This window comes from Bacteroides clarus YIT 12056 (genome assembly GCF_900129655.1).
GTDB lineage: Bacteria > Bacteroidota > Bacteroidia > Bacteroidales > Bacteroidaceae > Bacteroides > Bacteroides clarus.
Window position 1 is genome coordinate 298072 of record NZ_FQWK01000004.1, and the last position, 21644, is coordinate 319715.

The following is a 21644-nucleotide window of genomic DNA, read 5'->3' on the forward strand; positions in this document are numbered from 1 at the left end:
TAGACACTAAATAGGAAGAAATGGAAACAAAAAGGCTCGTAACATTGTTGTAACATGGATTATTTACAACTAACTTTGCCCCGAAGTTTTCTTAGCAATAGAGAATGAGCACAAAACTAAAAGGATGTCTATTATCTTTAATCTTGTTGGTGACTGTAACTGCTGTTCATGCACAAACACGTTTGGCAGAAGCAAATACTTCGGCCGACAAGGATTCTGCCATCACCCTTGACTCTGTTCCTGCAAAGCGGAACTTCTTTAAAAAGTTCCTGAATTACTTCAATGACGCCAATAAAGAAAAGAAAAACAAGAAATTCGATTTCAGCATTATCGGCGGACCGCACTACTCCAGCGACACCAAATTAGGACTGGGACTGGTAGCTGCGGGACTTTACCGCTCCGACCGGAACGATACGATTCTTCCGCCTTCCAATGTTTCACTGTACGGAGATGTTTCTACGGTAGGTTTTTATCTGTTGGGAATACGCGGAACGCATCTGTTTCCTCATGACAGATACCGTTTGAATTACAACCTGTATTTCTATTCTTTTCCCAGTTTGTATTGGGGAACAGGGTATGACAACGGAGCCAACAGCGATAATGAAAGCGACTATGACCGTTTTCAGGCACAAATGAAAGCCGACTTCATGTTTCGGCTGGCTCCGAACTTCTACATAGGTCCTATGGCTGTATTCGATTATATATACGGACATGATTTTGAAAAACCGGAATTATGGGAAGGCATGAGCGCACGTACTACCAATCTCAGTTTAGGCTTGTCGTTGCTTTATGATTCGCGCGACTTTCTGACGAACGCATACAAAGGATACTACCTGAGAATAGACCAGCGTTTCAGCCCTGCCTTTTTAGGAAATAAATATGCGTTCAGCAGCACAGAACTGGATACAAGGTACTATCATACCGTATGGAAAGGCGGTGTTCTGGCCGGACAGTTTCATACGTTGCTGAATTATGGAAATCCTCCCTGGGGACTGATGGCAACTTTAGGCAGTTCGTATTCCATGCGCGGCTATTATGAAGGACGTTATCGCGACAAATGCGCGATGGATGCCCAAATAGAACTTCGCCAGCATGTGTGGAAACGGAACGGAGTGGCCGTATGGGTAGGAGCAGGTACTGTTTTCCCGAAGGTCTCCGAGTTCGATGTGAAACATATTCTTCCCAATTATGGTTTCGGCTATCGCTGGGAATTTAAGAAGAGAGTGAATGTACGTTTGGATTTAGGGTTTGGCAAACACCAGACCGGATTTATATTTAATATCAATGAAGCTTTTTAGAGAAATCAAAAAATGGTTTGAAAACCAAGAGAATTTGTTTTATTTGTTCCTGATAATTCTGATAGTACCCAATATTGTACTATGCTTTACGGAACCTATGCCGCCGGTGGCAAAAACGTGTAATGTGCTATTGCCATTCTCCGTCTATTATATAGTGATGAGCCGGTCGAGGAATTGCGGCAAGACTTTCTGGATATTGTTCCCTTTTTTGTTTTTCGGAGCATTCCAAATCGTATTGTTATACCTTTTCGGACAGTCCATCATTGCGGTAGATATGTTTCTCAATTTGGTAACGACCAATTCCAGTGAAGCATTGGAATTACTGGATAATCTGATTCCCGCCATTGTCATCGTAGTATTGCTGTACATTCCGGCGTTGATTCTGGCTGCGGTATCTGTCATCAGGAAACGGAAACTGCCGGAACCGTTCATCCACAGAGAGCGCAGACGTGCCCGGATAGCGATAATCATCGGAGTCCTGTCATTGGGAACCGCCTATCTGTTCGATTCCCGCTATGAATTGAAATCGGATTTATATCCGGCCAATGTGTGCTATAACATTGCACTGGCCTTTCAACGTACCGCACAGACACAGAACTATGCAGAGACCTCGAAAGATTTCACTTATCAGGCAAAAGCCGTTCATTCGGGAGAGGATAGGGAAGTCTACGTCATGGTAATTGGAGAAACATCCCGTGCCGCCAACTGGTCGCTTTATGGTTATAATCGTGAAACGAACCCGAAACTTTCCAAAATAGAGGGGTTGACAGCCTTTTGCCACGTGTTGACCGAGTCTAATACCACGCACAAAAGCGTACCGATGCTGATGTCTCCGATTTCGGCTCATGACTTCAATTCCATTTATCAACAAAAAGGAGTTATTACAGCATTCAAGGAAGCGGGATATCGAACGGCTTTTTTCTCCAACCAGCGCTATAACCATTCATTTATCGACTTTTTTGGAAAAGAAGCCGATACGTACGATTTTATTAAAGAAGATGCGGGAGACGCCAACTATAATCCTTCTGACGATGAACTATTGAAGCTGGTAGCTGCCGAATTGGCCAACAATGCTTCCAAACAATTTATTGTTCTCCACACCTATGGCTCTCATTTCAATTACCGGGAACGTTATCCGTCGGACAATGCTTACTTCCTGCCGGATTTTCCGGTAGATGCAGAAGTGAGATATAAGGATAATCTGGTAAATGCCTATGATAACTCCATCCGCTATACGGATGATTTTCTGGCACGTCTCATTGAGATGTTGCAAGAGCAGAATGTAGATGCGGCAATGCTCTATACTTCAGACCATGGAGAAGATATTTTCGATGATAACCGTCGTCTTTTCCTGCACGCATCACCGGTACCGTCCTATTATCAGATACACGTACCTTTCCTTGTATGGATGTCTGACGGATACCGACGGAATTATCCGGTTCTTCTGCGAAACGCTGAAGCAAACAAACAGAAAAACATTTCATCCAGCGCGTCTTTCTTTCAGACTATGCTGGAACTGGGAGGAGTGGAGACGCCTTACCGGAATGATTCATTATCCGTTACAAGCGCTTTGTATTCCGAAAAGCCCGGCGTATATCTCAACGACCACAATGAAGCCCGGTCTTTGGATGATATAGGAATGCGTAAAGAAGATTTTGAAATGCTGCAGAAGCAAGGAATAATATATCGGTAAAACCAAATATTCCGAACACTAAAACAACAAAGAGGGGCAGAACGAATTTCAAACCTTATTCTGCCCCTCGGTTTGTATATTACCAATCACTGCCTGCGTGATTCTTTCCAATCAGAGATTCTATCTTCAGTTTGTAATTATTAGCCCCTTCCGCAATATTCTTTCCGGCGTCTGCCGTTCCCATACCATACGCGACGACAGGAGTTTGCCATACCATTCCGGCATGTATGGCGCTTCCCTGATAAGGTCTTAATAATTCATCTATCGTAAAGTTGTTTCTTCCGCCGCTACGATATGCGCTGTATTCGGAACCGGTAGTAACCGCCACCAACAACGCCTTGCCCGCCACCGCCGGAGTCTTAGCCAGATAAGTAAACACCTCATCCTGCCATTTCTTCAACAAAGAAGGAGCCGACATCCAATATAGCGGAAACTGAAACACAAGAGTAGACGCCTGGGATATAATCTTGCTCCATAAATCTACATTAAAAGCGTCTTCGGGACGCATTTCATACAAATTGTATATCGCCACTTCTTCCAACTCTTTGATGGCATCCGCCAATGCCTTATTGGCTTGCGAACTTTTAATATCGGGGTGTGCCAGAAGAACCACGACTTGTTTTGCACTTTTATCCATAGTGTATTTTATAAATTAGAAATATCTGTTGATTAGTCACAAAGATAGAAAAACATGGATATATAACAAAAAAGGAACAACTATTGTTGTTCCTTTTTTAAGTACACCCTCAGGGATTCGAACCCTGGACCCACTGATTAAGAGTCAGTTGCTCTACCAACTGAGCTAAGAGTGCATTCTTATTTCCTGTTTGCGGGTGCAAAGGTAAGTCCTTTTATTTTATTCCGCAAACAATTCCAGGACTTTTTTCGATGGAATCGGTATCTTTTTATTCAAACTCGTATAGTTCGGAAGGAGTAGTCCTCTTTAAAGCACAGAGTTGCACGTCTTTACCTACAATGATACCTTTCTCTCTCAATTTCCATTCAACGGTTTTATAGGCCAGTTCCGGATGGTTGTTATCTTTGCTTAAATGGCAAAGCCAGATATATTGCAAATGCTCAGTGATATTTTCAGCAAGAAACTCTGCGGTGGCGATGTTACTCATGTGTCCGGTACGGCTGGTGATACGCTCCTTTAAGTATTGGGGATAAGTACCCATGCGCAGCATTTCGTCATCGTAATTGGCTTCCAATATCAGATAATTGGCTTTGCAGATATAATGCGCCGCGGTAGGAGTGATTTCTCCAAGGTCGGTAAGGAAAGAGAACACTTTTCCGTCTATCTCGATACAATAACCTACATTGTCCGTACCGTCATGGGGAACTTCAAAAGATTCGATATGGAAATCTTCCAACTGCATAGGTTGTTGCTTTTCCAGATAACGGACGGACGAATGCAGCTTCTCCGTCATACAGTAACTTTTGTTTATACCTTCGTGAATGCGCGCCGTCGTATAAATAGGTATATTCAGTTTCTCTCCCAGTCCGCCTACCGCCTTTATATGGTCGGCATGGTCATGGGTAACGAACACCGCACGTATCATTTCCATATTGATACCTGCCTCTTTTAATCCTTTTTTTATGATACGGACAGCGATACCGGCATCAATAAGTATTCCGTATTTCTCTGTGCCTATATAGTAACAATTGCCACTGCTACCACTTGCAAGGCTTATAAATCTTACTTTCATTCTAATCTACTTAATTACAAAAAGCCGTCACTTTTTTGAGAAAAAATGACGGCGAAGACAGTGCAAATGAGGGCAGAATTAAGCGTACTTAAATTATGCCGAAAGCAGCCTGTCTTCGCATTGGGCGACAAATATACGGAAAAATATGCAATATAAAAGATTATACTTTCTTCTTTTTGTCGATGAATTCGGTGGTTTTGGCAAAAATCAACAGAGCTACGGCGGCCACCAATCCTATTCCCGCAAAATAATACCAGATATAATGCGCGTTCATACTGGCCGCTTCCCAAGCTTCCCGACTTGCAAACAAAGCCGGATCGGGACAGTATTTGGTCAGTAACACACCCGCTATGCCAAATCCGAAAATGGATGACAGAAAAGAATGGAGATGGCTGAACCCGAGATACATACCTTCTTCTCCCTCTGGAGCCTGCAATGAGAAATATTCCAAATATCGCGGAGAAATAAAACATTCCGCCAACGCTTGTACCACAATACCGAGTATCATCATCAAGGTAATATTGCTCATTCCCGCAATAACATCGCTGCCCAACAGATTTCCGCATGCCATCAGCAATGCAGAAACAGGAATCAGGAACATACCGATATTCATGGAAGTAATGGCCGTGCGTTTGGCCATCCATCTGGTGATGAAACTTACACAACAAACCACCACAAAAGGATTTACATTGGCTATCCAACCCGGTTTGGCAGTTTCGCCGGCCATACGGATAACATATTTAGGCATTGTGGCGTACAGTTGCTGTTGCACCATCCAGAATCCCGTTACAATAAGGATAAGAATCAATAAACGCCAGTTTGTGATGATGCGCAGAAAACCTCGTCCTATCTCACTCATACTTTTACCTTCACCTGCCGTATGCGCCGATTTATACAGAAGAATAACGGACAACAACGCCAGAATGGTCATTGAGGCGGAAAAGAAATTGATATAGATATAAGCCTGCTCGCCGATAGCGTTGCGCAACGGATCGATAATGGTCTTTCCTGTAAAAGCGCCGAAGTTCACCATCATATAAAAGATGGAATAACCGCGGGCACGGGTTGCTTCGGTGGTTTCTTTCGCCACCGATGCGGAAATAACAGACTTAATGAACGAACCGCCAAGCATGATGACAAACAGCACAGGAACAATCATCCAGCGTTCACTGCTATCGGTCAGTCCCGAAAAGCGTGTCACTTCTCCATATTCCACCAGTCCGGCTGCTTCCAGCAAGGTAGGCAACACTCCCAAGCCCAAATAACCCGCAGACAACAAAGAGAATGCGATAATCATCGATTTACGGAAACCTATCTTATCGGCATAAGCTCCGGTAAATATGGGAAGCAGATACAGCCCGCCCGAGAACAGACCGGAAATCATACTCGCCTCAAAATCATTGAAACCTAAAATACTGGACAGATAAATGGTGAGAACAATAAATACGGCATAATACGCCATGCGTTCAAAAAGTTCTACCGTGTTGCTTACCCAAAAGGCCTTGCTAAAACCTTTGGCATTAGTTTGGGGTGATTGAGTCATCCTTTACTGATTAATTATTACGTTTTTATTACTTATCTTTGCGGCAAAGATAGACAATAACAATAAAACGGACAACGTATGACAGACAAAATAGAAGTTGTGGCATTCGATGCGGACGATACCCTTTGGGAAAACGAGCTTTATTTTCAGGAGTTCGAACATAAGTTCTGTGATTTGCTAAAAGCATATCAGCCATCGGCAACAGTCTCGCAGGAACTGTTTAAGACAGAGATGAAGAACCTGCACATGTATGGATATGGTCTGAAAAGCATGATGCTCAGTATGATTGAAACCGCATGCCGGATTACCGACGGAACAGAAAACATGCATTGCGTGGAAGAAATCATCAAATTGGGACAGGAACTTCTGCAAAAGCCCGTCATGCTTTTAGACGGAGTGGAAGATGTATTACTCCAACTGCAAGGAAAATACAAGCTGGTACTGGCAACCAAAGGAGACCTGTTCGACCAAAGAAGAAAGGTGATGAGCTCGGGACTGATGAAGTACTTCTGCCACGTTGAAATAATGAGTGACAAGAAAGAAGCCGATTATCAAAAACTTCTTGACACCATGAAATGCAATCCGCGAAATTTCCTGATGCTGGGAAACTCCGTCAAATCGGATATACTGCCGGTATTGGAGTTAGGCGGATATGCCGCCCACATTCCTTACCATATTACCTGGCAATATGAAACCCATGACGGAAACATAACAAGCCCCAACTTCATCCAATTAAAGAACATCAAAGATATAACGGAATACCTCTTATAAGGTAACCTGTCATTCAGAGCGCAACGAAGAATGACAGATAGTATAAGTCTAAAATCAGCAGTATTTAATAAAAAGCCCTTCCACGCTCGCCATAAAGCATCAAGCGTGGAAGGGCTGATTTTAATTATCTCGTCCTTGTCTTAGAACTGGAAGAACTTCTTAGCGTTGTAGTAGCTGATATCTTCAATCATCTGATTTACGCGTTCCATTTCAGCAACAGGAATTTCGCCGTTTTCCACATCACGACCTACGAGGTTACACAATGTACGACGGAAATATTCATGACGCGGATAGGAGAGGAAAGAACGTGAGTCTGTCAACATACCTACGAAACGGCTCAGCAAGCCAAGTACGGAAAGTGCGTTCATTTGCTTTTCCATACCGTCTTTCTGGTCGAGGAACCACCAGCCTGAACCGAACTGAATCTTACCGGCAATCGTACCGTCCTGGAAGTTACCCAGCATAGTAGCGATTACTTCATTGGCACACGGGTTCAGATTATAAAGAATGGTCTTGGTCAGTTTGCCTGCCGAATTCAAGCGGTCGAGGAACTTAGCCATTGCTTTAGCGGTAGTAAACTCACCGATAGAGTCAAAACCGGTGTCAGGGCCGAGCAACTTGAACATTTTACTGTTGTTGTTGCGGATGGCTCCATAGTGGAATTGCTGTGTCCAGCCCTTCTCCCAATCCATTTCACCAAAGGCAATCAGCATAGCCGACTTGAACTTCAGGATTTCTTCCTTGGTCAATTCGGCGCCGCCATACACTTTATTGAAGATTGCCTTGATTTCCGCATCCGTATAATCTTCCGCATAGAATTCTTCGATACCATGGTCGGACAGTTTACATCCTTGAGCGGCGAAGAAGTCATGACGCTTGCGCAAAGCGGCAATCATATCGTCGAAAGTAGAAATAGCCACACCGCTCACTTCCGCCAGCTTCTCTACATAAGTGCGGAAATCAGCAGGAACTTCTACCGCCATCGCCTTGTCGGGACGCCAAGTAGGCAACATCTTGATTTCAAAGCCGCTTTCACGGGTCTTGATATGATATTCCAGTGAATCGACGGGGTCATCGGTCGTACAAACAGCTTCCACGTTATAACGGCGCATCATGCCGCGAGCCGAGTATTCGGGTTGTTTCAGCTTCTCGTTACATTCGTCATAGATTTCACGTGCGGTTTTAGGGTTCAAAATCTTGTCGATGCCGAATGCAGTCTTCAATTCCAAGTGCGTCCAGTGGTACAAAGGATTACGGAAAGTATAAGGTACGGTTTCCGCCCATTTCTCGAACTTTTCCCAATCGGTGGTGTCCTTACCGGTGCAGAAACGTTCGTCCACGCCGTTGGTACGCATTGCGCGCCATTTGTAGTGGTCGCCACCCAACCAGATTTCCGTCAGTGACTTGAATTGGTAATCGTCTGCTACCATTTGTGGAATTAAGTGACAGTGATAGTCGATAATCGGCATTTTAGCCGCATGTTCGTGGTACAACTTCTGTGCGGTTTCTGTCTGCAACAGGAAGTTCTCGTCCATAAAGTTTTTCATCTTCTTGTGTTTTAAGTATCTAAAAAAATTACTTTCTTGTTATTACACCTATATAGTATTGATTGTAAAGCTGATAGGCCTGATAAGGCTTTTTGCTTTTATTAACCGTTATCGAACACAAAAGTAGAAATTTTACTTGGAGAAACAAAATAATTCGTATCTTTGCGGCAAATATTTATAATATTTAAGTTTTGAACGTAAGACCTTTAAACGCCTTTAGGTAGGAGAGAATGGAAAACAAGAATTATACGATAAAGGACATTGCACGTATGGCAGGCGTGTCTGCCGGAACTGTAGACCGTGTGCTCCATAACCGGGGCGACGTATCCCGCGCAAGCAGAGAAAAGGTTCAGAAAGTTCTTGATGAAATAGATTATCATCCCAATATGTTTGCCATAGGTCTGGCGGCCAAAAAGCGTTATCATGTGGTATGTATCATACCTTATTATATAGAGCATGATTACTGGCATTCCGTGGCGCAGGGAATAGACCGCGCCGCGCAGGAAATGCGTCCGTTCAACGTAGGCGTGGATTACCTGTTTTACAGCCATGCAAACAAGCCTTCTTATCAAGAGGCATGCACGCGGCTTCAATCCGAGTCCGTCGATGCGGTATTGATTGCTCCGAATTTTCAGGACGATACTTTGAAACTGACATCGTATCTGGAAAGCAAGAATATACCTTACGCCTTTATCGACTTCAACATGGAGCAGACCCATGCTTTATGTTATATAGGCCAGGACTCTCAGGTCAGCGGATACATTGCGGCCAAGATACTGATGCGCCGTTACCGGGAAGGCCAGGAGCTGGTGCTTTTCCTGAACAACCAAAAGAACAGCCCCGCCGAGGTGCAGATGCAACGCCGCCTGGAAGGTTTTATGCAATACCTTGCCGCCGAGCACCGGAATCTGATTGTACACGACTTTGTTCTCCACAAAGAAAACACCGACGCTAATGAAAAGCAGCTGGATACTTTCTTTGCCGAACATCCCAAAGTCGCTTTAGGAGCCGTCTTCAACTCTCGCGTATATCAAGTGGCAGGCTACTTGCAGAGAAAGAAGCAAAAGCTGGACGCGCTGGTAGGTTACGACCTGCTTCAAAAGAATGTGGAATACCTGAAAAGCGGCGAGGTGAACTATCTCATCGGACAACGCCCCGGATTGCAAGGATATTGCGGCGTTAAAGCGTTATGCAATCACATCGTATTCAAGAAGCCGGTGACTGCCGTAAAGTATATGCCCATCGACGTTCTGATGAAAGAAAACATCGACTTCTACTTCGAATTCGAGTAGTTCCCCAAGCATCGTACAATTTAAATCATAATCCATAAATCATAATTAAAATCAGTTTTAAGATGAAAGCATTAAACAAACAGACGGCTCCCAAGTCCGTTGCTCCCGAGCGAATTATCCAATTCGGTGAAGGTAACTTCCTTCGTGCATTTGTAGACTGGATTGTTTACAACATGAATCAGAAAACCGACTTCAACAGTAGCGTTGTAGTGGTTCAGCCCATAGAAAGAGGTATGGCAGAATGGCTGAACGGCCAGGACTGTCTTTACCACGTCAATCTGCAAGGCCGTCTGAACGGTGAGGCTGTCAACAGCCTCACGCGTATCGACTGTATCAGCCGCGCATTGAATCCGTACTCTCAAAACTCCGCATTCATGGCGCTTGCCGACCAGCCCGAGATACGTTTCGTTATCTCCAACACAACGGAAGCCGGTATTGCATTCGACCCGAATTGCAAATTCACCGACGCTCCCGCATCGTCTTATCCGGGCAAACTGACTCAGCTTCTGTACCGTCGTTTCAAAACTTTCAAGGGCGACAAGAGCAAAGGTCTTATCATCATGCCTTGCGAATTGATTTTCCTGAACGGCCATCACCTGAAAGAATGCATCTATCAGTACATCGAACTGTGGAAAGACGACTTCGGCGCAGATTACGAGAAGTTCAAGACCTGGTTCACAAAGTACTGCTACGTATGCGCTACTCTGGTAGACCGTATCGTTCCGGGCTTCCCGCGTAAGGAAATCGCGCAGATTCAGAAGAAAATCTGTTATGCCGACAACTTGGTTGTACAGGCCGAAATCTTCCATCTGTGGGTTATCGAAGCTGCCGAGAACCTCTCTCTCCGCCAGTTGGCAGAGGAATTCCCCGCAAACAAGGCAGGCATGAACGTACTCTTCGTGAAGTCCGAGGCTCCTTACCACGAAAGAAAGGTAACCTTGCTGAACGGTCCTCACACCGTGCTTTCTCCGGTGGCTTACCTCAGTGGCGTAAACATCGTGCGCGACGCCTGTAACCACCCTGTTATCGGCAAGTACGTCCGCAAAGTACAGTTCGACGAACTGATGCAGACATTGAATCTGCCCATGGACGAATTGAAGAAATTCGCCGCCGATGTATTGGAACGTTTCGACAATCCTTACGTAGAACATCAGGTGACCAGCATCATGCTGAACTCCTTCCCGAAATACCAAACCCGCGACCTGCCGGGCTTGAAGACTTATCTGGAACGCAAAGGCGAACTTCCGAAAGGACTCGTGCTCGGTCTTGCCGCCATCATCACATATTATAAGGGCGGTGTGCGTGCCGACGGTGCGGAAATCACTCCGAACGACGCTCCCGAAATCATGCAATTACTGAAAGACCTTTGGGCGACAGGCGACACCCGCAAAGTAGCGGAAGGCGTATTGGCAGCCAAAGACCTTATTTGGGGCGAACACGGGGACTTGAACACCATCCCGGGATTAACGGATATGGTTACCGGTTTCTTGAACTCCATTCAAGAAAAGGGTATGCTGGAAACAGTGAAAGGTATTCTCTAAACAAGAACCGATATATAACGAAAGAAAACAGGGTAAGACTTCGGTTTTACCCTGTTTTTTATACCTGCCACACTAAATATAACAGTAGTTATATGATGCCCGGCCGACTTTTTTCATGTACCTTTACCAGATAATACATATTCATTAAAATCCGAACAAATAATGGAAAACAACTCCGACTTAAACAACCAGGCAGCCCGATACACCCTATGCTTCAACGACTGCTGCGCTAAGGCCGAAAGCTGCTTGCGACACAGTATGACACAATACAATACGGCGAAAAACATCCGACTGTCCGTTATCAATCCCCTCTGTTATCCGGAAGCGGGAAAGGAATGCCCGCATTTCCGTACAAACAAGAAGATACGGGTAGCGTGGGGTTTCAAAAACCTGTACGATGACATGCCCGCACGCATTTCCCGCGCCATCCACCTCAATTTGGAAGCCGTCTTCAATCATTCTCCCTATTACCGATACCGCAATCAAAAGTTGGGACTTACTCCGAAGCAACAGGAATGTATCCGCCAAGTGTGCAGGAAACATGGTTGGAACAAGGAGATCGCTTTCGACCGATACACCGAAGAATACGACTGGTAGGCATCCCGCCCGCGTTTCCCTGCGGAACCGCCGATTTTCTCCCGCATGATATTTTAATTTCCAACGGTTGGTACAAGGAATACCAACCGTTGGTACGTCTTGTACCTTACTATGGTACACGTCGTACCACAGTAGGGTACAGGCCGTACCACGCTGAGGTACGGGACGTACCAAAGGCAGGAACTCCCTGGTACATACACAGGTCTGATAGACAGTGAAGTATACAATATGAATTTGCGAACATATTTTTCCTATCTTTGTTCCCTGTATCAGTAAGATTACCCAAATATAGAAAAATGAAATACGGAGTAAACAGGAAAGTATTGCTTATCACCGCCGGAATCGTGTGGATGGCAGCCGGAGCCAATATCCTCCGGATAGGAATCGTGACATGGCTGACGGATTCACAATATTGGCTGTTCAAGATAGGAGAGGCTACGGTTGTATTTCTTCTGTTCTTTTTGCTGGTCTTCAAGAAACTCTACTACAAGCACACCAAACGTATCGAACAAAAAAAGAAAGAGAAGAATTGCCCTTTTTCTTTCTTCGATGTAAAAGGTTGGATTGTAATGGTCTTTATGATAACGTTCGGCATTACGATACGCTCGTTCCATTTATTGCCGGACGCGTTTATTTCGGTATTCTATACCGGGCTTTCGCTTGCACTCATGTCCACCGGGGTATTGTTTATACGCTATTGGTGGGTAAGCAGAAAAAGCAATCTGCTTACTCCGCCGCCCGAAGAATGAAGGTGGTGGCGCCGATGGTTACAATAGCTCCGTCCTCAATACGGACACGGTCTTTATCGCCCAGAATTTCATTGTTAAGGAAAGTACCCGTCAGGCTCGGAGCGTCACGCAGCGTATAAACGAGTTTGCCCTGCTTGTTGCGTTTCACGTTGATAACACAGTGGTTGCGGTCCATGCTCATATCCGAGGTTTCTATCGGGACATTGATAACCGTTCCTACGCAGCGACGGCCTATCTTATTGTCGCCCTCTTGCAAAGGCAGCACTTGCTTGAAGCCAAAGACATTCTCAATGACCGTAATGTTTCCGAAAGCTTCCTTGTATTCGGTCTCGTCCGGATTCTCTTCTTTCTGCGGCGCTTTCATTTTCGTCTTGCCCAAACGTATGCTGAATTGCTTTTTGCAGTTCTCGCAAACAAACACCAAGGACTGGCCTTCCGTGTATTTTGTTTCGTCGAAAGTCAGATAGTTCTCACATTTGGGGCAACGGATACGTTTCATTGAATTGATGGATAGTTGGTAATTAATAATTCGCTATGGAGAAAGTCATCTTTTCAGCACCCAGGCGTTCTGAAACGCTTCATCCTGACGAATCTTGTTTAAAGCGCGATAGGCTTCCGCTTCTGTGGCGCACGACTGAATGCTGACACGCATTTTGCCGTCACCGATAATCGCTTTGGCGCCGGCATGGCCTTTGGCAATCAACCGCTGCGCCATGGCATCGGCATCCTTTTCGGTTCCTACGCTGGCAATGATGATATGGTAAGGCGTCTTGGCGGCCTGAACGACAGAAACGGCAGCTGTCGTTTCCGTTTTAGGCTGAACGGGAGCCGCTGCGGACTGCCGGCGGACTTTCACTTCTTTCACGGCAACAGGGGCGACGACTTTTTTACCCGCAGACTGCGACAAGCCGGTTTGAGAGGCTTTCGCCTTCTTAGCGGTTGCCTGCTGATGAACGACAATCGGAGTAATAACCAGCGATTGCTTTTCTATCTGCTCGAATAACTCACCGGGCAGCAGACGGGCATAGTTGGCCTCCACCACTTCCGTATTCTCTATGGGCGCGGAAAAGAAGAAGAACAGAGCCACAATGGCAATCATGGCAACCGCATTGGTCAGATAAGAGGGGTTGATACGAATCTCGTACTTACGCTTCTTTTCTTCCCGGACAACGGGTGCGAAAGGAATGGTCTTGCTCTCGTAAGGCTTACGCAGAACGGCCAGTTCCCGCATCTCGAAACTGTCGAGCCCATATAAGTAAGGAGTGGTAATCTTATTGTCGTACGGCACGAAATCGTAGACATCGTGAATGTTGTAGCGCAACTCGCCGATATTGGGCAAATCCGCTTTACCATTCTCATGGAGAAGCGACAGCAGCTCTTTCACCGATTTATCCACAATCCTGGTGGCATCGGAAAAGTCCGTACCGTACACAGCCATATAGGATTGCACCAGCAGTCCGTCATTCATCTTCAACTGCGGATTGAAACCGATAATACGGGTGGGGGGCAGGAAAGTATTTTCTTCCGCCACTCTCATTGCCGGAGTATAATGAGCGACAAATCCGCCCAACCCCGGAACAATGACACAATCATTCTCCAATAACAATACTTCTATGTGCTGCGCTAATTCAATCATGTTGCAAAAGTAGCGGTTTTATCGGATATACGCCACTTTCGGACAGCTTTTCTTATTAACAACTTATAAACACGGCGAACTTTGGAAACTCCTTTATCGCCCATGGCCGATATATTAGATTTTTTTCCTACTTTTGCACCGTCTTCCACATCTCTCTTTAATTAGGACTATAAACTATATTATATATTTTGAAATGAACACAGATAACTGTCAGCACTTAACCAGATACAGACTATTCACCATCATGCGTATCCCTATCTGTTTATTGGCCTTTATTCTCATGGGCGGCAACATGGCAACGGCGCAGGTTTCTCCTTTCGTGGAATACGGGGCTACCGTGCATACGGGAGACAACACTCCTTTATGGCAAGTAAGCAACCAACAGGGGCTCGGCTCTGTTTATGACAATACATACATACGGGGCGGACTGGGCTACAAGCATCAGCTCGGCAAGTGGAAATTCGAAGAAAAGCTGGACATGGTAGCTGCCGTGGGCATGAACTTCAAAGGCGACAAGGACATCTTTATCCAGCAGGCATATATAGACGCGCGTTACAAGTGGCTGGGGCTGTTTGCCGGAAGCCGCGAGAAAGGCGCTCCGTTGCTGAACAACGCTTTGAGCAGCGGTGACATGACATGGTCGGGCAACGCCAGGCCGATTCCTCAAATCATGGTGGGCATCCCCGAATACCTTTACATACTTCCGCGCCTCGCCATCAAAGGTGAAATATCTTACGGATGGTTCACCGACAACAAATACCAGGAGCGCAAAGTAGGAGCAGGGCATTGGTACACAAAAGACATCAAGTATCATCACAAAGAGGGATTTATCCGCGTCGGCGTGCCTAACGGAAAATGGCAGCTCGACATCGGCATGACGCTCGATACGCAATTCGGCGGAAGCATAGTAGATTCGAACGGCAACGTAGCCAATCTGGGAAACACGTTGAAAGATTATTTCAGAGTATTTATTCCCGGCGCCGGCGATGAAGACAAGCCGTGGAACGACAGCAACTTCTTTCAGGGCAACTTCCTGGGCAGCGAGCAAATAAGGCTGACCCACCGTTCCGATAAGTTCTCAATCAGCGCATATCTGTGCAACCACTTCGACGACTTCTCCGCCATGGGTAAGCAGAACGGCTGGGACGGATTGTGGGGACTTGAAATGAGTTTCAACCATTTCAAACCTGTCAACGCGGTTGTGTTCGAGTTTTTGCAGACTACCAACATGAGCGGTCCGCTGCACGGCTTGCACGAACCCGAAGAAGGCCCTGTGCACAAAACAGGCGGCTCCGACAACTATTACAACAACGGCCTTTACCCCGGCTGGGCGCATTGGGGTATGATGATAGCCAATCCGTTGATTGCGTCGCCCATCTATAATAAAGACGGCGACATGACCTTCAAGTACAACCGTGTAAAAGCGTTGCACATCGGCTGGAGCGGACAGATAAGTCCGGAATGGAGCTACATCGCCAAGATGAGCCACAACAGGACGTGGGGTACTCCCGGCGCTCCCACGCTGGATATTCTAGAGAACTTTTCGGCCTACGCCTCGTTCTCTTATGCTCCCGAAAGATGGAAAGGCTGGAACTTCAACGCTTCTCTTGCCTTGGACATGGGAGAGATATACGGAGATAATTTCGGATTTCAATTAAAGATACATAAATCGTTCTAAAGCAATGAACTACATACAAACAGAAATTGATGGCGTATGGATCATCGAACCGAGAGTGTTCAATGACGCGCGCGGCTACTTTATGGAAGCGTTTAAAGAAGAAGAATTCCGTGCCAACATCGGCGATGTACATTTCGTACAGGACAACGAGTCTAAATCTTCTTTCGGTGTATTACGCGGACTGCATTATCAGAAAGGCGAATACAGTCAGGCCAAACTGGTACGTGTCATAAAAGGCAAGGTACTGGATGTTGCGGTCGACCTGCGCCGTTCGTCTCCTACATTCGGCAAGTACGTCAGCGTGGAGCTGAGCGAGGAGAACAAGCGTCAGTTCTTTATTCCCCGCGGCTTTGCCCATGGCTTTTTGGTGTTGAGCGACGAGGCAATCTTCACTTATAAAGTAGATAACGGCTATGCACCGCAGGCAGAGGCCTCCATTCGCTTCAACGACGAAACCGTCGGTATCGACTGGCCGGTTGCGGAATCTCAATTCATAGTATCAGAGAAAGACGGACATGCCGTATCGTTCAAAGATGCGGAATATTTTGAATAGGATATGAAAATAGCCATTGTCGGTACGGGATACGTCGGCTTAGTAACCGGTACTTGTTTTGCAGAAATAGGCGTCAACGTTATTTGCGTCGATACGAACGGCGAAAAGATAGAAGCGCTGAAGCAGGGAGTGATTCCAATCTACGAAAACGGACTGGAGGAAATGGTAAACCGGAACGCGAAAGCGGGACGCCTGCAATTCACGACTTCTTTGGAAAGTTGCCTGGACGAGGTAGATGTTATATTCAGCGCTGTGGGTACTCCGCCCGATGAAGATGGCAGCGCGGACTTGAGTTATGTGCTCGAAGTGGCGCGTACCATCGGACGCAACATGACGAAATACGTACTGGTGGTAACCAAGAGTACCGTTCCGGTGGGCACTGCCGGGAAAGTGCGTGCGACGATTCAGGCTGAACTGGATAAACGGGGAGTACGAATAGAGTTTGACGTTGCTTCCAACCCCGAATTCCTGAAAGAGGGAAATGCCGTGGCCGACTTTATGAGCCCCGACCGGGTAGTGGTGGGAGTAGAGTCCGAACGGGCAAAGCAGCTGATGAGCAAGCTCTACAAACCGTTCTTGCTGAATAACTTCCGCGTCATCTTCATGGATATCCCATCTGCCGAAATGACAAAGTATGCGGCTAATTCCATGTTGGCTACCCGCATCAGCTTCATGAACGATATCGCCAATCTGTGCGAGCTGGTGGGAGCTGACGTCAATATGGTGCGCAGCGGCATCGGTTCCGATACGCGTATCGGCCGCAAGTTCCTCTATCCGGGCATCGGGTATGGCGGTTCGTGTTTCCCGAAAGACGTAAAGGCGTTAATCAAGACCGCCGAACAGAACGGTTATCGGATGCGTGTGCTCCAAGCAGTGGAGGAGGTCAATGAAAAGCAGAAAAGCGTCTTATTTGAAAAGCTGCAGCGACACTTCAGCGGCGATTTGCAGGATAAGACAATCGCCTTATGGGGATTGGCTTTCAAGCCGGAAACAGACGATATGCGCGAAGCGCCTTCGTTGATTCTGATAAACAAGTTGCTGAATGCGGGCTGTAAAGTGCGCGTGTACGATCCGGCCGCCATGACGGAATGCCGCCGTAGGATAGGCGATAGCGTCTGCTACGCTACCGACATGTACGATGCCGCACTCGATGCGGATGCCTTGATGCTGGTGACGGAATGGAAAGAGTTCCGCCTGCCGTCATGGGCTGTCATCAAAAAGGCCATGAGAACCCCGGTGTTATTGGACGGTCGCAATATCTACGAAAAGAAAGAAATAGAAGAACTTGGATTTACCTACCACTGTATAGGTAAATAAAGGAAGGAGACAGACATGAAAAAACTCGTAATAGAGTTGTGTTGCGTCATAGTGTTGGCTGCATGCGGTAATGGTAAGGAGCAAAATACTGTCGAAGAGGACTCTACGGCCAAGGCTCTGCTTCAAGGCGTTTGGATAGATGATGAAACCGAACTGCCTTTGATGCGCATAGAAGGAGACACCATATACTATGCCGATCCCCAGAATATCCCCGTATCATTTAAGATTATACGAGATACGATATATGTGTACGGCAGCAATACCGTAACCTACAAGATTGACAGGCAGACCGAGTACAGCTTTTGGTTTCATTCATTGGCGGATGAGATTGTAAAGCTGCATAAATCGGAAAGTCCCGAGGATGCGCTTGCCTTTGAGAACAGGGAAGTGGAAGTCATACCCACTACGGAAGTAGTGAAAAAGGATAGCGTAGTAATGTACAAAGGTACACGCTACCGGGGATATGTGTACATCAATCCCTCGAAGATGAAGGTTGTCCGCTCGTCCTATTCAGAGGGTGGCATCAGTGTGGATAATGTTTATTACGACAATGTCATACATATCTGCGTGTATGAGGGCAGGCGGATGTTGTATGGCAAAGACATTACCAAGAAAATGTTTGCCGGTATCTTTTCCGAGGAGACGTTGAGCCAAATGATTCTTGCCGATATGAATTTTATGGGAGTTGACAACAAGGGCTACCGATACCAGGCAACCTTACGCGTACCGGAAAGTTCCGTATACAGTCTGGCGGATATTACCATCGGATTCGACAATCGGACGGAGATAAAAAAAGCGGAATAAATTCCGCTTTTTACTTATTCTTGTTTCTTTGCCCGGACAGGCTTTTTGCCGCCTTCCCTGCGTTTGTTGTTATTCCGGTTACCGCCTTTTCCATTTCCGCTTTTTTCGTTTCCGCCGCTCCGGCGTCCGCCGCCTTTGAAGTTGCTGCGTTTGCGTCCGTCATTGGAGCGCGGTTTATACACGGGGGCTTCGCCCAATTCTTCCGGCACCGGTATCTTATAGATTTCCTTTTCCAGAAAATTCTCTATGCCCTTGAAGTTCGTCTGTTCCTTTTCGTTGACGAAAGTAAGAGCTACGCCGTCATTGTTGGCACGTGCCGTACGTCCGATGCGGTGCACGTAGTCTTCGCTGTCATGCGGCACATCATAATTGATAACCAAGCGGATATCGTCTATATCGATACCGCGCGCCACAATATCGGTGGCAACCAATATATTGACCCGACCCGCCTTGAACTCGTACATTACTTCCTCGCGCTGCGCCTGCTCGAGGTCGGAGTGCATTTCCCCGACGTTCAGCTTCATTTGCTTCAGCGCTTTGGTTACTTCTTTCACCTTCAGCTTGGAAGATGCGAAGATAATGACGCGTTCGGGCGTCTGCTCGGCGAAAAGGCTGCGGATGATTCCTAACTTTTGGTTCTCATAGCATACATAAGCGGCCTGCACAATCTTTTCGGCAGGTTTGGAAACGGCAAGTTTCACTTCTGCCGGATCGTTCAGGATACTCTGCGCCAGTTGCTGTATCTTGGCAGGCATCGTAGCCGAGAACATAATGGTCTGACGTTCTTTAGGCAGGTATTTCACAATCTGCATAATGTCATCATAGAATCCCATGTCCAGCATGCGGTCTGCTTCATCCAGAATGAAGTAGGAGACGCGTGAAAGGTCTACATATCCCAGACTGAGATGCGCTATCAGGCGTCCCGGAGTTGCGATTACAACATCCGCACCCAAAGTCAGACCTCTTTTTTGCTGCTCGAAAAGCACTCCGTCATTACCGCCGTACACAGCCACGCTGCTCACCGGCATGAAATAGGAGAAACCCTCCATTTGCTGGTCTATCTGTTGCGCCAACTCCCGTGTAGGTGCCATTACTATACAGTTGATGGAATCTTCGGGATGCCCGCCTTCCGAAAGCTTGTTCAATATGGGCAACAGGTACGCGGCGGTTTTTCCGGTTCCGGTTTGTGCAACAGCTATCAAATCCCGGCCTTCGAGTATAACTGGTATTGATTTTTCTTGTATGGGGGTGCACTCGTCGAAACGCATTGCATCCAGTGCTTCAAGCACGTTGTCGTTTAATTTTAGTTCAGAAAACTTCATGAATTTCGTTATATTTGCCACAAAGATAATGCAAACCGAGAACAGAATAAAATGAACTTGTTCATTTTTTATGCCGAGGTGCAGCTTATTTTCGTATTTGGTACAAAGATAATGCAAACCGAAAGTAGAACAAAATAAGCTTGCTAAAAAATAAGCTCCTGCGATAATTAATTCTCGCAGGAGCTTACGCATATATGGTACGAGCTTATTTTATCGCGGAATATCTATATAAGAATCTTTGAATCCCAGGAAGTAAAGCACTCCGTCCAGACCGATTGTGTTGATGGACTGCTTGGCATTTGCCACGACCTTAGGCTTGGCGTGGAAAGCGATACCCAATCCGGCGATACCCAGCATCGGCAAATCATTGGCGCCGTCACCCACCGCAATGGTTTGGGCTATGTCTACTTTCTCAACTTGCGCTATCAGGCGCAGCAGTTCGGCTTTGCGCTTGCCGTCCACTACATCGCCGAGATAACGTCCGGTCAGTTTGCCGTTCTCTATTTCCAGTTCATTGGCATAGACATAGTCGATACCGTATTTCTGCTGGAGATAACGCCCGAAATAAGTGAAACCGCCCGAAAGGATGGCAATCTTATAACCGTATTTCTTCAGAACATACATCAGGCGGTCAACACCTTCCGTAATAGGCAGGTTCTCGGCGATCTCCTGCATGACAGACTCGTCCAGGCCTTTCAGCAGAGCCACCCGCTCGCGGAAGCTTTCCGTAAAGTCTATCTCTCCACGCATGGCACGTTCCGTAATAGCCTTTACCTGCTCGCCGACACCTGCACGTATGGCCAGTTCGTCTATAACCTCGGTCTCTATCAATGTAGAGTCCATGTCAAAGCAAATAAGGCGGCGCATACGACGATACATATTGTCCAGCTGGAAAGAAAAGTCCATTTCCAGTTCGCTGGCCAGTTGCATCAGCTGCTCCTGCATGGCTATGCGGTCTTTAGGTGTGCCTCGTACGGAGAACTCAATACAGGCGCGTGTTTTCGTATCGCATTCATCCAGCGGAATACGTCCCGTAAGGCGCTTGATAGCATCGATATTCATACCTTGCTCCGCCAGAATACGGGTAACCGCCGAAATCTGGCGGGCAGACAACTTACGTCCGAGCAGCGTGAGAATATAACGGTTCTTACCCTGCATGCTCACCCAGTTTTCATACTCTTGCGCCGTAATAGGATAGAAGCGGATAGTGACACCCAAAGACGATGCCTTGAAAAGCAACTCTTTCATGATAAAGCCGGAATGTTGTTCTTCCGTTTTACATAGGATACCCAATGACAGGGTGTTATGGATGTCGGCTTGTCCGATGTCGAGAATGGTCGCATCGTACTTGGCAAGAATTTCTGTAACCGAAGCCGTCAGTCCCGGACGGTCTTCACCTGTTACGCGGATAAGAATAAGTTCTGTACTTAATGGTTGCATAAGTTGTCTATTAATAGGATAACAAGCCACAAAAGTAAGGAAAAATCTCGCCTTTTATGCTAAATAACATAAAAAAGTGCACTAAAAAAGTGAGAAAATTGCTTGTTTATTTGGAAGTTACTTTAAGAATTACTTACCTTTGCACCCGATTTCA

Annotated in this window: 19 protein-coding genes and 1 tRNA gene; 11 read left to right on the forward strand and 9 right to left on the reverse strand. The window is 46.4% G+C overall.

The window, feature by feature from the left end:
• Positions 1 to 104 precede the first annotated feature (104 nt).
• Both BUB52_RS08640 and BUB52_RS08645 read left to right on the forward strand, forming a co-directional pair.
• A complete protein-coding gene (locus BUB52_RS08640; protein WP_009120961.1) occupies positions 105 to 1298 on the forward strand; it encodes a BamA/TamA family outer membrane protein in 1194 nt (397 codons plus the stop codon).
• Entirely contained in the window at positions 1285 to 2991 is a 1707-nt protein-coding gene (locus BUB52_RS08645) for a phosphoethanolamine transferase family protein (RefSeq protein WP_009120960.1), read from the forward strand. The genes BUB52_RS08640 and BUB52_RS08645 overlap by 14 nt, the downstream gene beginning before the upstream one ends.
• A gap of 79 nt (positions 2992 to 3070) precedes the next feature.
• On the opposite strand, the gene BUB52_RS08650 is transcribed toward BUB52_RS08645, so the two are convergent.
• From BUB52_RS08650 to BUB52_RS08665, 4 genes are all read right to left on the reverse strand, one after another.
• A complete protein-coding gene (locus BUB52_RS08650; RefSeq protein ID WP_009120959.1) occupies positions 3071 to 3628 on the reverse strand; it encodes an NAD(P)H-dependent oxidoreductase in 558 nt (185 codons plus the stop codon).
• A 102-nt stretch (positions 3629 to 3730) separates the two neighbouring features.
• Positions 3731 to 3803 (reverse strand) — tRNA-Lys (locus tag BUB52_RS08655).
• A 93-nt stretch (positions 3804 to 3896) separates the two neighbouring features.
• Entirely contained in the window at positions 3897 to 4700 is an 804-nt protein-coding gene (locus BUB52_RS08660; RefSeq protein WP_009120958.1) for an MBL fold metallo-hydrolase, read from the reverse strand.
• A 160-nt stretch (positions 4701 to 4860) separates the two neighbouring features.
• On the reverse strand, positions 4861 to 6243 hold the full coding sequence (locus BUB52_RS08665) for a peptide MFS transporter (protein ID WP_009120957.1): 1383 nt from the start codon (positions 6241 to 6243) through the stop codon (positions 4861 to 4863).
• A 78-nt stretch (positions 6244 to 6321) separates the two neighbouring features.
• Between BUB52_RS08665 and BUB52_RS08670 the strand changes: the two genes are divergently transcribed.
• Complete coding sequence (locus tag BUB52_RS08670; RefSeq protein ID WP_009120956.1) at positions 6322 to 7014, forward strand: HAD family hydrolase; 693 nt, start codon at positions 6322 to 6324, stop codon at positions 7012 to 7014.
• 140 nt (positions 7015 to 7154) lie between these two features.
• Here BUB52_RS08670 and uxaC read toward each other — a convergent pair whose 3' ends face one another.
• Positions 7155 to 8561 carry a glucuronate isomerase gene (uxaC, locus tag BUB52_RS08675; RefSeq protein ID WP_009120955.1) on the reverse strand — a complete coding sequence of 469 codons (1407 nt, stop codon included), beginning with the start codon at positions 8559 to 8561 and terminating at the stop codon, positions 7155 to 7157.
• 230 nt (positions 8562 to 8791) lie between these two features.
• On the opposite strand from uxaC, the gene BUB52_RS08680 reads away from it, so the two are divergent.
• The 4 genes from BUB52_RS08680 (at position 8792) to BUB52_RS08695 (ending at position 12740) form a co-directional block, all read left to right on the forward strand.
• Positions 8792 to 9853: a LacI family DNA-binding transcriptional regulator gene (locus tag BUB52_RS08680; protein WP_009120953.1), complete on the forward strand. Its 1062-nt coding sequence runs from the start codon at positions 8792 to 8794 to the stop codon at positions 9851 to 9853.
• Between the two features lie 62 nt (positions 9854 to 9915).
• Entirely contained in the window at positions 9916 to 11394 is a 1479-nt protein-coding gene (locus BUB52_RS08685) for a tagaturonate reductase (RefSeq protein ID WP_009120952.1), read from the forward strand.
• A gap of 162 nt (positions 11395 to 11556) precedes the next feature.
• A complete protein-coding gene (locus BUB52_RS08690) occupies positions 11557 to 11991 on the forward strand; it encodes a DUF6078 family protein (RefSeq protein ID WP_039950337.1) in 435 nt (144 codons plus the stop codon).
• Positions 11992 to 12287: 296 nt separating this feature from the next.
• The gene (locus BUB52_RS08695; RefSeq protein WP_009120950.1) at positions 12288 to 12740 is read left to right on the forward strand and encodes a hypothetical protein; all 453 of its coding nucleotides are present in this window, start codon (positions 12288 to 12290) and stop codon (positions 12738 to 12740) included.
• Here the strand turns inward: BUB52_RS08695 and BUB52_RS08700 are convergent.
• Positions 12718 to 13239 carry an FHA domain-containing protein gene (locus tag BUB52_RS08700; protein WP_009120949.1) on the reverse strand — a complete coding sequence of 174 codons (522 nt, stop codon included), beginning with the start codon at positions 13237 to 13239 and terminating at the stop codon, positions 12718 to 12720. The genes BUB52_RS08695 and BUB52_RS08700 overlap by 23 nt on opposite strands.
• 45 nt (positions 13240 to 13284) lie before the next feature.
• Positions 13285 to 14376: an HU domain-containing protein gene (locus BUB52_RS08705; RefSeq protein WP_009120948.1), complete on the reverse strand. Its 1092-nt coding sequence runs from the start codon at positions 14374 to 14376 to the stop codon at positions 13285 to 13287.
• 244 nt (positions 14377 to 14620) lie between these two features.
• Here BUB52_RS08705 and BUB52_RS08710 point away from each other — a divergent pair, with 244 nt between their 5' ends.
• The 4 genes from BUB52_RS08710 to BUB52_RS08725 are packed head-to-tail and all read left to right on the forward strand — an operon-like array spanning position 14621 to position 18728.
• Positions 14621 to 16054 carry a capsule assembly Wzi family protein gene (locus tag BUB52_RS08710; RefSeq protein WP_009120946.1) on the forward strand — a complete coding sequence of 478 codons (1434 nt, stop codon included), beginning with the start codon at positions 14621 to 14623 and terminating at the stop codon, positions 16052 to 16054.
• Positions 16055 to 16058: 4 nt separating this feature from the next.
• A complete protein-coding gene (gene rfbC, locus BUB52_RS08715; RefSeq protein WP_009120945.1) occupies positions 16059 to 16607 on the forward strand; it encodes a dTDP-4-dehydrorhamnose 3,5-epimerase in 549 nt (182 codons plus the stop codon).
• Positions 16608 to 16610: 3 nt separating this feature from the next.
• Positions 16611 to 17924, forward strand: a complete 1314-nt coding sequence (locus BUB52_RS08720) for a UDP-glucose dehydrogenase family protein (protein WP_009120944.1) — start codon at positions 16611 to 16613, stop codon at positions 17922 to 17924.
• A 15-nt stretch (positions 17925 to 17939) separates the two neighbouring features.
• Positions 17940 to 18728, forward strand: a complete 789-nt coding sequence (locus BUB52_RS08725) for a DUF4738 domain-containing protein (protein WP_009120943.1) — start codon at positions 17940 to 17942, stop codon at positions 18726 to 18728.
• A 14-nt stretch (positions 18729 to 18742) separates the two neighbouring features.
• On the opposite strand, the gene BUB52_RS08730 is transcribed toward BUB52_RS08725, so the two are convergent.
• Positions 18743 to 20050, reverse strand: coding sequence for a DEAD/DEAH box helicase (locus BUB52_RS08730; protein ID WP_039950334.1), 1308 nt, complete (start codon positions 20048 to 20050; stop codon positions 18743 to 18745).
• Between the two features lie 210 nt (positions 20051 to 20260).
• Positions 20261 to 21490 carry a phosphoserine phosphatase SerB gene (gene serB / locus BUB52_RS08735; RefSeq protein ID WP_009120941.1) on the reverse strand — a complete coding sequence of 410 codons (1230 nt, stop codon included), beginning with the start codon at positions 21488 to 21490 and terminating at the stop codon, positions 20261 to 20263.
• Between the last annotated feature and the right edge of the window lie 154 nt (positions 21491 to 21644).

Excerpts from the sequence above, each read along its gene's own strand:
- BUB52_RS08640 (WP_009120961.1), top strand. The coding sequence starts at position 105 with ATGAGCACAAAACTAAAAGGATGTCTATTATCTTTAATCTTGTTGGTG.
- BUB52_RS08645 (WP_009120960.1), top strand. The coding sequence starts at position 1,285 with ATGAAGCTTTTTAGAGAAATCAAAAAATGGTTTGAAAACCAAGAGAAT.
- BUB52_RS08650 (WP_009120959.1), bottom strand. The coding sequence starts at position 3,628 with ATGGATAAAAGTGCAAAACAAGTCGTGGTTCTTCTGGCACACCCCGAT.
- BUB52_RS08660 (WP_009120958.1), bottom strand. The coding sequence starts at position 4,700 with ATGAAAGTAAGATTTATAAGCCTTGCAAGTGGTAGCAGTGGCAATTGT.
- BUB52_RS08665 (WP_009120957.1), bottom strand. The coding sequence starts at position 6,243 with ATGACTCAATCACCCCAAACTAATGCCAAAGGTTTTAGCAAGGCCTTT.
- BUB52_RS08670 (WP_009120956.1), top strand. The coding sequence starts at position 6,322 with ATGACAGACAAAATAGAAGTTGTGGCATTCGATGCGGACGATACCCTT.
- uxaC (WP_009120955.1), bottom strand. The coding sequence starts at position 8,561 with ATGAAAAACTTTATGGACGAGAACTTCCTGTTGCAGACAGAAACCGCA.
- BUB52_RS08680 (WP_009120953.1), top strand. The coding sequence starts at position 8,792 with ATGGAAAACAAGAATTATACGATAAAGGACATTGCACGTATGGCAGGC.
- BUB52_RS08685 (WP_009120952.1), top strand. The coding sequence starts at position 9,916 with ATGAAAGCATTAAACAAACAGACGGCTCCCAAGTCCGTTGCTCCCGAG.
- BUB52_RS08690 (WP_039950337.1), top strand. The coding sequence starts at position 11,557 with ATGGAAAACAACTCCGACTTAAACAACCAGGCAGCCCGATACACCCTA.
- BUB52_RS08695 (WP_009120950.1), top strand. The coding sequence starts at position 12,288 with ATGAAATACGGAGTAAACAGGAAAGTATTGCTTATCACCGCCGGAATC.
- BUB52_RS08700 (WP_009120949.1), bottom strand. The coding sequence starts at position 13,239 with ATGAAACGTATCCGTTGCCCCAAATGTGAGAACTATCTGACTTTCGAC.
- BUB52_RS08705 (WP_009120948.1), bottom strand. The coding sequence starts at position 14,376 with ATGATTGAATTAGCGCAGCACATAGAAGTATTGTTATTGGAGAATGAT.
- BUB52_RS08710 (WP_009120946.1), top strand. The coding sequence starts at position 14,621 with ATGCGTATCCCTATCTGTTTATTGGCCTTTATTCTCATGGGCGGCAAC.
- rfbC (WP_009120945.1), top strand. The coding sequence starts at position 16,059 with ATGAACTACATACAAACAGAAATTGATGGCGTATGGATCATCGAACCG.
- BUB52_RS08720 (WP_009120944.1), top strand. The coding sequence starts at position 16,611 with ATGAAAATAGCCATTGTCGGTACGGGATACGTCGGCTTAGTAACCGGT.
- BUB52_RS08725 (WP_009120943.1), top strand. The coding sequence starts at position 17,940 with ATGAAAAAACTCGTAATAGAGTTGTGTTGCGTCATAGTGTTGGCTGCA.
- BUB52_RS08730 (WP_039950334.1), bottom strand. The coding sequence starts at position 20,050 with ATGAAGTTTTCTGAACTAAAATTAAACGACAACGTGCTTGAAGCACTG.
- serB (WP_009120941.1), bottom strand. The coding sequence starts at position 21,490 with ATGCAACCATTAAGTACAGAACTTATTCTTATCCGCGTAACAGGTGAA.